This is a genomic window from Pseudomonas defluvii (assembly GCF_001695625.1).
GTDB classification, from domain to species: Bacteria; Pseudomonadota; Gammaproteobacteria; order Pseudomonadales; family Pseudomonadaceae; genus Aquipseudomonas; species Aquipseudomonas defluvii.
The window spans coordinates 1-13,282 of sequence record NZ_MBPN01000017.1; the positions used below are offsets into that span (position 1 = coordinate 1).

Sequence of the window (13,282 nt, forward strand, 5' to 3'; positions counted from 1 at the left end):
TCGGTTTGTGCGTCTCGGACGGCAAGCGCTCGGGGTTGTTCATGGCAGACTCTCCGCGTGCTGTGCCGGCTCGGTCGGCAGGGTGGCCAACTGCACTTCCAGATCGGCCAACGCTTCGCGCCGACGCTCGACGAACTGACGCAGCAGGGCAAGCTGCGCGGCCGCTTCGTCGCCGTCCGCCGCATCCAGCGCCCGGCACAGCCGCGCCAGCGCGTCGAGGCCGATGCCCGCCTCGAAGGCCGCCCGCACGAAGCACAGCCGTTGCAAGGCGGCGTCATCGAACAAGCCGTAGCCGCCTGGTGTGCACGCCACCGGGCGCAGCAATCCGCGCAGCAGGTAGTCGCGCACGATATGCACGCTCACCCCGGCATCAAGAGCCAGCCGGGACACCGTGTAGGCGTTCATTGAACACCTCCTTTTTCTCACCCGGCGCAGCAGGAAAGCTGCTTCACATCCTTGTTGAAGGTCTGCGCCGCGAGCTTCAACCCCTCGACCATCGTCAGGTAGGGGAACAACTGGTCGGCCAGTTCCTGCACCGTCATGCGGTTGCGAATGGCCAGAGCCGCCGTCTGGATCAGTTCACCCGCTTCCGGCGCGACCGCCTGTACGCCGATCAGCCGATGGCTGCCTTCCTCGATAACCAACTTGATGAAGCCGCGTGTGTCGAAGTTGGCGAGCGCACGCGGCACGTTGTCCAAGGTCAAGGTGCGGCTGTCGGTCTCGATCCCGTCGTGGTGGGCTTCCGCCTCGCTGTAGCCCACGGTCGCCACTTGCGGATCGGTGAACACCACGGCCGGCATTGCGGTCAGGTCGAGCGCCGCATCGCCGCCGGTCATGTTGATCGCGGCACGGGTGCCGGCCGCTGCCGCCACATAGACGAACTGCGGCTGGTCGGTGCAGTCGCCGGCCGCGTAGATGTTCGGGTTGCTCGTGCGCATGCCTTGGTCGATGGCGATGGCACCTTGCGCATTGACAGTGACCCCCGCTGCGTCCAGCGCGAGGCTGCGCGTGTTCGGTGTCCGACCGGTGGCAACCAGCAGTTTGTCGGCGCGCAATTCACCGTGCGTGGTGGTCAGCACGAATTCACCGTCCATATGGGCGACCTGGCTGGCTTGCGTGTGCTCCAGCACCTCGATGCCCTCGGCACGGAAAGCGGCTGTCACCGCCTCGCCGATGGCCGGGTCTTCACGGAAGAACAAGGTATTGCGCGCCAGGACCGTGACCTTGCTGCCCAGCCGGGCAAAGGCTTGCGCCAGCTCCAGCGCCACCACCGACGAGCCGATTACGGCAAGGCGTTCGGGAATGGTGTCGCTCGCCAGGGCCTCGGTGGAAGTCCAGTAGGGTGACTCTTTCAAGCCCGGAATCGGCGGGACCGCCGGGCTGGCACCCGTGGCGACCAGGCAGCGGTCGAACATCACGACGCGCTCGCCACCCTCGTTCAAACGGACGGTAAGGCTCTGGTCGTCCTTGAAGCGCGCCTCACCGTGCACAACGGTGATGGCCGGATTACCGCCCAGGATGCCTTCGTACTTGGCGTGCCGCAGTTCGTCGACGCGGGCCTGCTGCTGGGCCAGCAGCTTACTGCGGTCAATCGTAGGCACAGTTGCCGCAATACCGCCATCGAACGGGCTTTCCCGGCGCAGATGGGCGATGTGGGCGGCGCGGATCATGATCTTGGACGGCACACAGCCGACATTGACGCAGGTGCCGCCGATGGTGCCGCGCTCGATCAGCGTGACCTGCGCGCCTTGCTCGACGGCTTTCAGCGCCGCCGCCATCGCGGCTCCACCGCTGCCAATGACCGCTACCTGCACCGGGGGCTCGTTGCCACTGTGCTTTTCGGCGGCGGCCATCCATCCCCGCACCTTGTCGAGCAGTCCGACGCGGTTGTCCGCCAGTGGCGCATCGGCTAGCGTTGCCTTGTAGCCCAGTCCGGCCACGGCGGCAGTCAGCGCGTCCGGCGATGTGCCCGGCACGATGGCGAGTTGCGCTGTGCCCTTCGGATAGGACACCAGCGCCGACTGCACGCCTGGCACTTTTTCCAGCGCTTCCTTGACGTGCGCCGCGCACGAGTCGCAAGTCATGCCGGTGATTTTTAGATGGGTCATGCAACAGATCCTTTATCGTTTGTGGCGCCAGACAATGACGTCCGTTGTGCTGCGGTGCCGTTTTCAGTGACTCACTGCTTGACGCTGGACGGATAGCCCGCGTCTGCGGTTGCCTTGGTCAGCTTCTGCACGCTGGTCTTGGCATCGTCGAAGGTGACGACCGCTTGGCGTGTCTCGAAAGTCACGTCAACTTTGCTGACGCCTTCGACCTTGGAAATCGCCTTCTTGACAGTGATCGGGCAGGCGGAGCAGGTCATGCCCGGTACGGACAGCGTGACGGTCTGGGTGGCGGCCCAGACGGGGGCAACAACGGCGGCGAGGGCGAGGGAGGCAAACAGTTTCTTCATGGTGAACTCCGATCAGTAGAAAAATGGCATGACGTAGGGAAATCCGAGCGCGACCAGAACCAGCGCGGCCACGATCCAGAAAATGAGCTTGTAAGTAGCTCGCACTTGGGGAATCGCGCAGACCTCACCCGGTTTGCAGGCCGCTGCCTGCCGGTAGATGCGCCGCCAGGCGAAGAACAACGCCACCAGCGCCACGCCGATAAAGATGGGGCGATAGGGTTCCAACACCGCCAAGTTGCCGATCCAAGCGCCGCTGAACCCCAAGGCGATCAGAACCAACGGCCCGAGGCAGCAAGCCGAGGCGAGGATGGCGGCAAGCCCTCCAGTGAAGAGCGCGCCGCGCCCGGTTTTTGGTTCAGACATGCGCTTGTCCTTTCGAATTGAAATTGGATAGCGTAACCTTACTTCCGTACTCATGTACGGAGTCAAGCGATATGGAAAACAATTTGGAGAACCTGACCATTGGCGTTTTCGCCAAGGCGGCCGGGGTCAATGTGGAGACCATCCGTTTCTATCAGCGCAAGGGCTTGTTGCTGGAGCCTGACAAGCCCTATGGCAGCATCCGCCGCTATGGCGAGGCGGATGTAACGCGGGTGCGCTTCGTGAAATCAGCCCAGCGGCTGGGCTTCAGCCTGGATGAGATCGCCGAGCTGCTGCGGCTGGAGGATGGCACCCATTGCGAGGAAGCCAGCAGTCTGGCCGAGCACAAGCTCAAGGACGTGCGCGAGAAAATGGCTGACCTGGCGCGCATGGAGGCCGTGCTGTCTGAGTTGGTGTGCGCCTGCCATGCGCGAAGGGGGAACGTTTCCTGCCCGCTGATCGCGTCACTACAGGGTGGAGCAAGCTTGGCAGGTTCGGCTATGCCTTAGCGTGCTTTATTTTCCGTTTTCTGAGACGACCCCCTCAAGAGTTTCGCCCACCATCTTGGTCGATAGTCGCGCCTTCATGTCCCGTAGGCGCTCGATTGCGTCATCACGATCCTTGATCTGCGTCTCGTACTTTTCTTTCAAAGATTTCTCGGCGAGATGCTTTTCAAGTTCTACCCGCTGCAAGCCGCTCTTCAATTCGTCACGTTCTTTCTCGACCGCGCCGACTGCTTCGGTAATCGCGAGCTTCTTCTCGATGACAACAGCGTCAAGCTTCGCCTTGAGTTCCTGTATCTCCGACTCCTTCGCTGCAGCGGCTTTTTGCACTTCGCTCATGAGCGTGACCTCTGCCAACTTGGATACGGCTTGCTTGTCACGCTTCGCTTGTTCCAATTCATTTGCAAGCGTGTCACGCTCTTTTTCCACCGCGCTCAAAGCCTCGGCCACGGCAAGTTGCCGCGCAACTTCGCCAGCATCAAGCCTGGCCTTCAGCTCCTGGATCTCGGCGTCCTTGGCAGACGAGGTCTTCTGCAATTCGTTGGCAATCTTGGCTTCAGCTAGTTCGACCGCATTGCGCTTTCCCTGCTCGGCCAACTCTAGCCGCTCATGCAACTGCTTCTCGAAATCGCTATCTCGAACCTGCTTCAGAATGTCCGCGTACCCAACTTCATCGATCTTGAATGCCTTCCCGCAGTGAGGGCAGATGATTTCATGCATGATTACTTACCCTCCACCTTGACAAGAATCTGCTTAAGCATTTCTGGCACCACTCCTCCCGACCGGAGTGTTGCAGTCCGGTATGCGAGTTGGTTTTTCGATAGATTTATTCCGGTATCAGCCTCAACACTATTGCAGGCAGTTATCCACTCACCCCAGTTCGCAGACAGAAACGCTTCAAGATGATCATCAAAAATGGCCGCGACGTCGGAAATGGTGGCGGATGGAAAATCTTCTTCAGGCAAGCCGAAGTACCGCATTAATCTGCAGTTCTCTACCGCATGATTGTTGCGCTCCCGATCTATGTCATCTTGCTTTTTGTTTTTGGCTTTGGCTCGCGCTTCAAATCCACCGTCTGCATCAAACAGTGCGTAGACTGGCACACCAATAGATTTCAAAATCGCATGCGCGAGGGGTATCGATGTCTTGCTGCCCACAGAAACGATAGAAATTCCTGCTGCCTCAAGGGCGCCGGGGGAAGTTCTATCTCCAATACCGTAGAACACAGCAGATTCGGTTGTCCCCTCCACAAGAAATGCGCGATTCGCGAAGAGTGCTATGGCAAGCTGGTCGGCCACGTTATGGTCGAGCCTGCGATCGACCACATCGCCATCCACTGTTCCATTCAGCCTGGCCTTCACATCCTCAACCGTGGCAAAGTGGACCGTCACCACCGGGACTTCGTCAGCGGATCTCGTCAGCCGTCTGACTTGATGGAAATGTCGAGCCTCCAGGAAGTAGGGGCTATGCGTCGCATAGGTCACCTGGATGCGCTTGCCAGCATCTTCGGCGAGCGACCTGAGCACCTTCGCAAAGGTCTGCGCCTGGATCGGGTGCTGGAAAAGTTCCGGCTCCTCGATCGCCAGGCAGATGACTCCCTCGGCCGAGGCTGCGCCCGACTGCGCCAAGAGTTGCAGAGCCGAGATCAGCAGCGTGCGCTGAAAGCCGTGTCCCTGCCGCTCCACCGCAGTCTCGGTGGTGCCGTCGAGCACGGCCACGTCGAACGTCGTGCGAGGTGCCTTGAGTTCCACCTCAGCCGGAGAAACCGTGATTGCCCGGCCTGGCGCATAGGTTGTGACGACCTCGTTGAGCTGCGTTGTGATGGCCCCAAGTTGCTCCTTGAACTTCTCTTCGTAGACTTGTTGCTGCTTTGCCCGTGACTCCGCAACGATTTCCGCGATTGCCTCATCAGCGGCAGTTCGGTCAATCGAGCGCTCAAGGATTCGCCCAATGATGCTTGCCTTGCCGTCGATGGACTCTTCACTTGCCCGAAGGTCTGCCGTAACCAGGACGAAGTCGAAGAGCCCGCTCATCTTGCCGCCGCTGTTGAAACCGAAGAAATTGGTTTGCAAAGCCTCGGGCGCATCGAGCAGTTGATCAGTGTGAGCCGCCTCCCAAGTTGTCATCGCCTGCTCGACGGCTGGACCAGTATTCGCCGCAGGAAGGTCAAGCTCCGGGCGCTCGCGCCGGAGAGTGGCATACAGCTCTTTCTTCGCAGTCGCACCGCCTGCTGCCTTGATGGCATTTAAAGCCGGAAATCCCTTTGCATTGGCGGAGAGCACATCGGTGCCATCGGGAGATCGGCGCTTCCATGCGGTGAACGTGGCAACTCCTTCCGGCGCGTACTTGCCAAGTGCCTCGCGATCCTTTTCGGTGAGGTCTGCGAAGGTGACCTGAACCTCGATGTCTTCGTCAGTCGCCCCAAAAGAGCAATCCTTCTCCGTCAGCGAGCCGGGTTTGCCGTTGAAGAACCAGTCGAGCGCACGAAGCACCGTTGACTTGCCGGCACCGTTCGGCCCGATGAAGGTCGTGACGGAATCGAACGGAATCGTCACGTCTTTCAACGTGCGAAAGTTTCGGATGCGAACGGATTGGATCTTCATTTCGGGTCTCTGCTCCTTGTGTTTTGTGTCGTCTCTCGCCGTGACAGCGACAGAACCTATCCTTTTGCCGCCTCGGTCAAAAGATCGTCAACGGAGCGCGCAACCACATACCGGGCGGGGTTCTCACCAACCGCCAGCGCAGTGAAATGCGCCTTGCCGCATTCGATCTTGGCGCTTTCCTTGTCGCGCAGGTCGTCGGTGAACAGGCTGCTCTTGGTTTCCACCACGAAGTACAGGCGCTGAGCACCGTCTTCTTCCACCAGCACGGCCCAGTCGGGGTTGTAGCTGCCCAGTGGGGTGGGCACCTTGAACCAGCCCGGCAGCTTGGCGTAGAGCTTGATGGCCTCGTTCTTCTCCAGCCCGTTGGCAAAATCCCGCTCTGGGGTCGAGTCGTACACCACGTGCTCGTAGATCGACTTCTGGGTATCCAACAGCATGTTCTTCAGATAACCGGTCAGTTCCTCCTTCTCGAACAGCTCCTGCGCATAGACATGCTGGTCGCCGAGCTTCTGGTACTTGATGCCATCGACCAGGGCCAAGCGCTTGCAACGGTTGATGGTTTCGGCGGTCAATTCGATGAACTGCTGCGGATTGCGCTTGAAGTCGTCCAGGCGGCCGCTTCCCGTCAGGATGCTGACGATGGTGCGTCGGGTGAGCTGGGTGCGATCCTGCAGGTCGGTCAGCAAATCCGGCAGCTCAATATCCGCCTCGTCCAGCACCACGGTCGCCGCGCCCGCTTTCTCCGTCGCGGCGACACCCGCCTTGCCGATAGAGATGTCGGCCTTGCGCCATTGCAGCCGTGCTTTGGCAATCACCGGGGCCTTCTGCAACGCTGCGATGCAATCCGTCACCAGCTTGGCGTTATCGAACTGCACGCGGTACGTTGTCTGGTGCTTGATGCGGTCCCACAGTGCCTTGAACTCGTCGCTCAGATAAACGACCTTGCCATCCTTACCCTTGCGCAGCGGCACTTGCCTGCGCTCATCGGCATTCTTGATGTCCAGCCGGCCCGACACCTTGCGCAGCACTTCAGCAATCTGGGCTTTCTGCGCATCAAACTCGGCCGGCAGTTCCAAGGTGCCGTTCTTCAGCGCCGTTTTCAGTGAATCCTGCACCTTGCCTTTGGCATCTATATGGCCGGCGGCTTTCAGGTGCTCCCACAGTGCCTTTGATTGCTCGATGCCCAGCGGTGCGGCGTGCCCATCAGCGCCAGTCACGGCAATGGCGGCAAATTGATGCTGCTCCACAATGCCAAAGCGGATGCCTGTGTCTTTCTCGATTTCCTTCTGCAGGTTTTCGGCAAACTGTTCGTAGTTTTCCGTGGCCACCACGGTCAGGGTGTTGACCTCGAAGCCCCGTACCCGCTCGCCATCCTGGTTGACGCACAGGCGCAGGCCGCGACCAATGGTCTGGCGGCGCTCGCGCTCGGTCTGGATGTCGCGCAAGGTGCAAATCTGGAACACGTTGGGGTTGTCCCAGCCTTCCTTGAGGGCGGAGTGGGAGAAGATGAACTTCAGCGGCGTGCTGAAGGACAGCAGCTTCTCCTTCTCTTTCATGATCAGGTTGTAGGCGCGTTCGGCATTCTCCCGGTTACCCGCATTGTTCTCGGCGGTATCAAGCCAGCCGCCCTTCTTGTCGATGGAGAAATAGCCGTTGTGCACTTCTTCGGCGGCGGACTCCAGGTCGATCTCGGCAAACAAACTCTGGTAGGCCGGCAACTTGGCGGCACGGCGATATTCTTCCTCGAACATCTGCGCATACACGCCCTTGACCGGCTGGCCGTCCGCATCGTACTGACGGTACTTGTCCACCGCGTCGATGAAGAACAGGCTCAACACCTTGATCCCCAATGGACGCAGGTGCTTTTCCTTGTCCAGATGCTCCTTGATCGTGCGGCGGATCATCTCGCGTTGCACGGCCAGCGCATCCACATCACCGTGGGCCTGACCCGGCTGCAAAAACACTTCGCCGCCGGGGTAGCGCAGCTCCATGAACGCTTCGCCCTTGGCCGTATTGATCTCGCCCACCCGAAAATCGGCGTAGATCGCACGGCCATCGGCGCTCTGCTGAAGGTCGTCGCCATCGCTGACCGTCACCTCAGTCCTTTGCACGCCAGTGGCGGTCTGTTTATCCAGCTCGACCTTGGCGCTGATGCGGCCGCGCTTGTTTTCCACCTTCACCAGGCGCACGAAAGGCTTGTTGTGCGCATCCTCCACCGTGGCCGACGCCACCTCGATCTGCTTGACCAGCTTGCGCTCATAAGCATCCACGGCATCCAGGCGGAACACCATGTGGTGCTTGTCCACATGGGTAGCGGAATAGCGCAGCGTGCAGAGCGGGTTCATGGCATCCAGCGCTTCCTTGCCGCGTCCTTCAAGGCCGCCGTCCACACTTTGCGGTTCATCCACGATGATGATCGGCCGGGTGGCCTTGATCAGGTCGATGGGCTTCTCGCCGCCCGTCTTCTCGGTCTCTTTGTAGAGGTTGTTCACATCCTTCTTGTTGATGGCGCCCACCGTCACCACCATGATCTGGATGTTGGAACTAGTGGCGAAATTGCGCACCGGCCCGGGCTTGCCCGAGTCGTACAGGAAGTAATCGAAGGGCACGCCCGCGTAGAGCCCCTTGAAGTGTTCCTCGGTGATTTGCAGGGTCTTGTAGACGCCTTCCTTGATCGCCACCGAGGGCACCACGATCACGAACTTGCTGAAACCGTAGCGCTTGTTCAGCTCGAAGATCGAGCGCAGGTATACATAGGTCTTACCGGTGCCGGTCTCCATTTCCACCGTGAAGTCGCCGGAAGTCAGCGAGCCGGAAGGCGGCAGGCCACCGCGCAACTGGATGTCCGCGAGGTTCTTGAGCAGTTCATCGTCCAGCAGGGTCAAGCGGTTGCCAACGCCAAGGTCGGACTGCGCCACACCCAGTGACATCTGCACCTCATCGGGCAGTTTCATGGTCACCGTAAATTCGGTGCGGCAGACCTCCTGACCACGGAAAAGATCGCACACGGCCTCGATGGCCTGCATCTGATAGTCGAGGTTGGGCTCGAAGTGGAGTTTCATTGCGAACCTCCCTTACAAGCTACGCACGTTCTGGATGCCGTGCTGCTCCAGAATCGCGGCGAGGTTGGTTTTGGCAACGTCGTCGGCAAAGGCGCTGTCGCGGAACACGCAGGTGCTTTCTTTTCCAGCAGGGCCAGCGGGTGCCAGCTCCTTGTGCCAGGCGATGATGCCTTGGGCCAGTGGCTCCACCTGCTCACGGGTGATTTTTTCGGCCAGGCAAGCCAACAGCACGCCGCCGCCTACGGCATGTACATCTAGCCCTTCAATGCCGCGCTTTTCGATGGGTACGCAAAGATCAAGGCCGAGCTTGAGCAGCAGTTCGTACAACACATCGGCCTCGCTGCGGCCTTCGAGCAGGTGATCCTGATGGTCGAACAGTGTGGCTTCCAGATCGTGTGGTTTGGGATTCCAGGCTCGGATATTAGAGGTGTCGAGCTTGAATACGCGGAAGCCGGTGTCGCCCTGCCAGTCGAGGTTATCGGCTTTGATCTTGGTTCCGGAACGGCGTAGGCGTTCTTTAGTGAGCTCAGCGATATTCAGCGGCCGTCCAAGGTCTCCACAGTACTTTGCAGCAATCTTTTGCTGCTTGTCGCTTGCGTCAAGCGACTCTGGAAGTTGGACAAGAATGTAACGTCTGCTCCCGTTATCCTGACTGTTCAACTGCATCGTCGCCTCGCCCGTCGTGCCGCTGCCCGCAAAAAAATCCAGCACAACGGCGTGAGGGTCATCAGACGTGGTGTAGCGGATCAGTTTCGCAATCTCGTCCAGATCCTTTGGATTGTTGAAGACTTTCTTCCCCAATAGGGTCCGGAGATATTTCACCGAAACCTGGGATTGCTTGTAGAAGTAGCTACCCCTAACCTGAGTTGCGAATTCTTCTTCATCCTCGATATCGGCTGGTTCCTCAGGCGCATCAACATCAGTCGAACTGTCCGAATCAAGCTCCTGAGGAATCGGGCGGATATGTGCCTTTCGGAAGGGCGGCTCCGTGTGGTCTTGGCGAAACTCAACAAGCCCAAGTTTTATCTGGCGTTGCATTTCATCGGAAGATGAGTATCTCCAACCGGCCTCCGGCACAACGCACGGTTGATTTGTAACGGGATGAAGGACGTCATAGCGCGGCCCACCACCGCCCGGCCAGGAGATGTCACGATCCCGCCACGGCCCGTTTTGATCCACTCGCTTGTAGCGGCTCCACTTTTTAGCGGGGTGTGCTTTGGGCAAGTCGGAATACCAAGCTTGCAGCCCCTCTTCGATCAGGTTGTCTTGGATTCCATGCTGAACGCGCAGTTCGAGGTATTTATTCCAGATATCTCGGGCACCCGGCTTTTCTTCACGCCACAGCGTTTTCTGCTCTCGAAGGTAGCTCTGCGATTTTGCGTAGACAAGAACGTACTCATGTCCATTGGAAAAAAACTTGGCATCATTTTTTCTGCCTTTTTCCCATGTAAGGCAGGATAGAAAATTTTCTTCACCGAAGGCTTCATCCATCACGGAGCGCAGGTTCGTGATCTCATGCTCGTCGATACTGAGCAGGATTACCCCATCCTCTCGCAGTAAATTCCTCGCCAGCTTCAACCTTGGATACATCATGTTCAACCAGTCGGTATGAAAGCGCCCGCTGGCCTCGGTATTGCTGCTAATCTTCTCTCCACCCTCGATCTGCCCGGTCAGCTCCAGATAGTTCTTGATGTTGTCCTGAAAATTGTCCGGATACACAAAATCCTTGCCGGTGTTGTACGGCGGGTCGATATAGATCAGCTTGACCTTGCTGGCATAGCTTTTTTGCAGCAGCTTGAGCACTTCAAGGTTGTCGCCCTCGATCATCAGGTTCTGGGTGGTATCCCAGTCCACGCTGTCTTCCGGGCAGGGGCGCAGGGTGCCCGTGCTGGGCGTGAGCGCCAATTGCCGGGCGCGGCGCTTGCCATGCCAGTTGAGGCCGTATTTCTCGTCGGCATCGGTGACGGTGGCATCGCCCACCAGCGCCTTGAGTACGTCCACATTCACGGCCACGCCGCCCGCGCCCTCGGTGATCAGCTCCGGGAACAGCGCTTTGAGCTGTTCGATATTTCCCGCCACCAGATCGGCGGATTGGGCTTCTGGGCTGGTGGTATCGATTTTTTTAATGGTCATGGTGAGACTCTCCTCAAACTCGGTATTCTTTGGCATCAGGCATCCTGCAGGTCGCCCATCTGGCGATCAAAAGACTGGCGAATCAGGCCCATGACGTAGGGAAGCTCATCCAGGCTGGACAAGCCGACTTCTACATCGCCATTGCCCCAGCGGCCAAGGTTGGTGACATCGGTGCACAGCCCTTTGGGGTCATCGATCTCGCTGAATGGCATATTCAGCGACAGGCGCAAGCGTCTGGCCTGAGGGACAACATCCACGAAATTTGTCTCTGCCTTATAGGCGACATAGAGCTTGAGGTATTCCTCGTAGATGCACGGGTCCAACTCCAAAATTTCTTTGCGCAAGGCATCAAACAGTGTGCGAATGGTGCCGCTGGTCAGGTGCGGATGATCGTCGATGCCGTAGTGTTGCCCTGCGTTGGTTGCTGAAGGGCGATAGGCATCAAGGACGCTGCTATCCAGCTGCGGTGCAGCCCATACTTTGGCGGCTTCTCTAGCAAGGCGCTCGGCACGTGTTTTGATGGCACTTTCATCCCACTTTTCTACCTCACCCAATCCTTCGTTGATGTTGAGGGCGCTGTATTTGAAGCCGATTTTCTTGCCATCGGCATTGATGACCTGATCGCGCTTGTAGGCGAATGGATAGTCGCTGTACTCGCTGTTGTATCCCGTCAAGGTGAGATTGCCCAAGGTATGCAGATACTTCTGCTGAGTCTGTTGCCAATCGGGGCCGAGTTCCGCCTGCCACGCTGATGAAAGTACTTCGTTCTGCGGCAGGATGTGCTCGATGGTGTAGTCCTCAACCACGATGCGTTCCTTGCGTCCATGGTTTTCGAGACGACGCAACCAATAGCTACGGCTGCGGAAGTTGTACAGGTCGCGTTGTTTGAGCTCGCGCTGGAACTCCTCATCGCCTGGGAAGCGGCGATAGGACGGCAACAACAGGAACGCCGCCCGCACACTCTCCAGATAACGGTCTTTTTTCAGTGTCCGGCTCAGGCCTGGGAAGGTCTTGTTCAGCGAGTTGGTGGGAATGGCGCAGATGGCGCGGCGAAACACGTAGCTTTCAACCAAGCGAACGATGCTCACCAATTCGTCCGCAGCCAACCGTGCTTGCTTGTAGTCGTGATAGACATCAAGCAGGAAGGGATAGGCTACGTCTACCTTCAGCTCACGCAGATCGTGAAAAGCTTCTTTTAGTTTCGACTCCGTTTCCGCACCAAGCGCCATGGCGCAGTAGTAGCTGGCATAGGCGTGGATATCAGCAACAAGCGCAGTGGTATCAAGCTGGCTGGCGCGAGCGAAAGCCTTGAAGGCAGCATACACTTCGCGCACGTTGGGAATCTCACCTGTTTTGGCAGTGAGATAGTGACGCATAAAGGGATCGAAGTGCGTCACGTAGGCCTTCTGGCCGAACGATTTTTCCATCGGCCGCCAGTAACTCTGGTAAAGCTCAGTCTGGAGCTTTGGCTCCAATCCCATCAGGATGTAGTTGCGAATCAGATCGGCCTGGCTGAGCTCAAGGCCGGTGGAATTCATGCTCTCGAAGATGAGCTGAGGATTGTCCTGAGTGCGATCGAGCGACACCTCGACGATGAGCAATTTGGCCAACCCTTGGCAGATGGCTTTGAGCTCGTCCTGATGCTTGTTTATCAGCGCCTGAAAGAGCGTGTAGTTCTGCTCTATGCGGGTACTGATCTCCGCAGGCATCGGTGCGGATTTGATGATGGCCAACAACGTCTTCTTATCAGTTTCCGACAGAATGAGTTTGTAGTGGCGCTCGCCGTCCTCTTCAGGATTGAGCAGGTAGTAATTGTGCAGCTTTCGCGCGGAGAAACTGTCCAGCAATTCAGGCAGCTGATTGGCTTCAAAGTGCTTGGCCAGTGCTGCAATCAACAAGGTGCACGTGGTAAGACGTTGTTGTCCGTCGATGACCAGCAGTGCTTCCTGGGTGGTGACGGTGGACAGACCACGCTCCACATAAACGATGGAACCGATGAAATGGCCATTAATCTGCTCGTCACGACCCGACCTCAGCAAATCTGACCACAGCTGTTGGCACTGGGCTTCCGTCCAGGAGTAATTGCGCTGATAGATGGGAATGACGAACTGCGGAGATTTCTTCAAGAACTTGAGCAGGTTGGTTTCTGTGGCCTTCACTTCTATT

At 58.3% G+C, this 13,282-nt stretch carries 10 protein-coding genes; 1 reads left to right on the forward strand and 9 read right to left on the reverse strand.

Translation table 11 applies throughout. The features are described from left to right. Positions 1 to 39 precede the first annotated feature (39 nt). From merD to merT, 4 genes are all read right to left on the reverse strand, one after another. A complete protein-coding gene (gene merD / locus EKA13_RS06940; protein WP_000995360.1) occupies positions 40 to 405 on the reverse strand; it encodes a mercury resistance co-regulator MerD in 366 nt (121 codons plus the stop codon). Positions 406 to 422: 17 nt separating this feature from the next. Next, positions 423 to 2,108: a mercury(II) reductase gene (gene merA, locus EKA13_RS06945; protein WP_003158917.1), complete on the reverse strand. Its 1,686-nt coding sequence runs from the start codon at positions 2,106 to 2,108 to the stop codon at positions 423 to 425. A 71-nt stretch (positions 2,109 to 2,179) separates the two neighbouring features. After that, the gene (gene merP / locus EKA13_RS06950; protein WP_003131987.1) at positions 2,180 to 2,455 is read right to left on the reverse strand and encodes a mercury resistance system periplasmic binding protein MerP; all 276 of its coding nucleotides are present in this window, start codon (positions 2,453 to 2,455) and stop codon (positions 2,180 to 2,182) included. A 12-nt stretch (positions 2,456 to 2,467) separates the two neighbouring features. Continuing rightward, the gene (gene merT, locus EKA13_RS06955) at positions 2,468 to 2,818 is read right to left on the reverse strand and encodes a mercuric ion transporter MerT (protein WP_003131974.1); all 351 of its coding nucleotides are present in this window, start codon (positions 2,816 to 2,818) and stop codon (positions 2,468 to 2,470) included. Positions 2,819 to 2,889: 71 nt separating this feature from the next. Here merT and EKA13_RS06960 point away from each other — a divergent pair, with 71 nt between their 5' ends. Further along, the gene (locus EKA13_RS06960; RefSeq protein WP_003131969.1) at positions 2,890 to 3,324 is read left to right on the forward strand and encodes a mercury resistance transcriptional regulator MerR; all 435 of its coding nucleotides are present in this window, start codon (positions 2,890 to 2,892) and stop codon (positions 3,322 to 3,324) included. Positions 3,325 to 3,330: 6 nt separating this feature from the next. Here EKA13_RS06960 and EKA13_RS06965 read toward each other — a convergent pair whose 3' ends face one another. From EKA13_RS06965 to EKA13_RS06985, 5 genes are read right to left on the reverse strand one after another with little or no spacing between them, the layout of a single operon-like run. Next, the gene (locus EKA13_RS06965; protein WP_003158916.1) at positions 3,331 to 4,038 is read right to left on the reverse strand and encodes a DUF2130 domain-containing protein; all 708 of its coding nucleotides are present in this window, start codon (positions 4,036 to 4,038) and stop codon (positions 3,331 to 3,333) included. Positions 4,039 to 4,040: 2 nt separating this feature from the next. Next, a complete protein-coding gene (locus EKA13_RS06970; RefSeq protein WP_003158915.1) occupies positions 4,041 to 5,921 on the reverse strand; it encodes an ATP-dependent endonuclease in 1,881 nt (626 codons plus the stop codon). Between the two features lie 56 nt (positions 5,922 to 5,977). Further along, positions 5,978 to 8,983: a type III restriction-modification system endonuclease gene (locus tag EKA13_RS06975; RefSeq protein WP_003160810.1), complete on the reverse strand. Its 3,006-nt coding sequence runs from the start codon at positions 8,981 to 8,983 to the stop codon at positions 5,978 to 5,980. A gap of 12 nt (positions 8,984 to 8,995) precedes the next feature. Next, entirely contained in the window at positions 8,996 to 11,116 is a 2,121-nt protein-coding gene (locus tag EKA13_RS06980; RefSeq protein ID WP_071535871.1) for a site-specific DNA-methyltransferase, read from the reverse strand. A gap of 35 nt (positions 11,117 to 11,151) precedes the next feature. Further along, positions 11,152 to 13,275 carry a GmrSD restriction endonuclease domain-containing protein gene (locus EKA13_RS06985; RefSeq protein WP_003158912.1) on the reverse strand — a complete coding sequence of 708 codons (2,124 nt, stop codon included), beginning with the start codon at positions 13,273 to 13,275 and terminating at the stop codon, positions 11,152 to 11,154. Positions 13,276 to 13,282 lie beyond the last annotated feature (7 nt).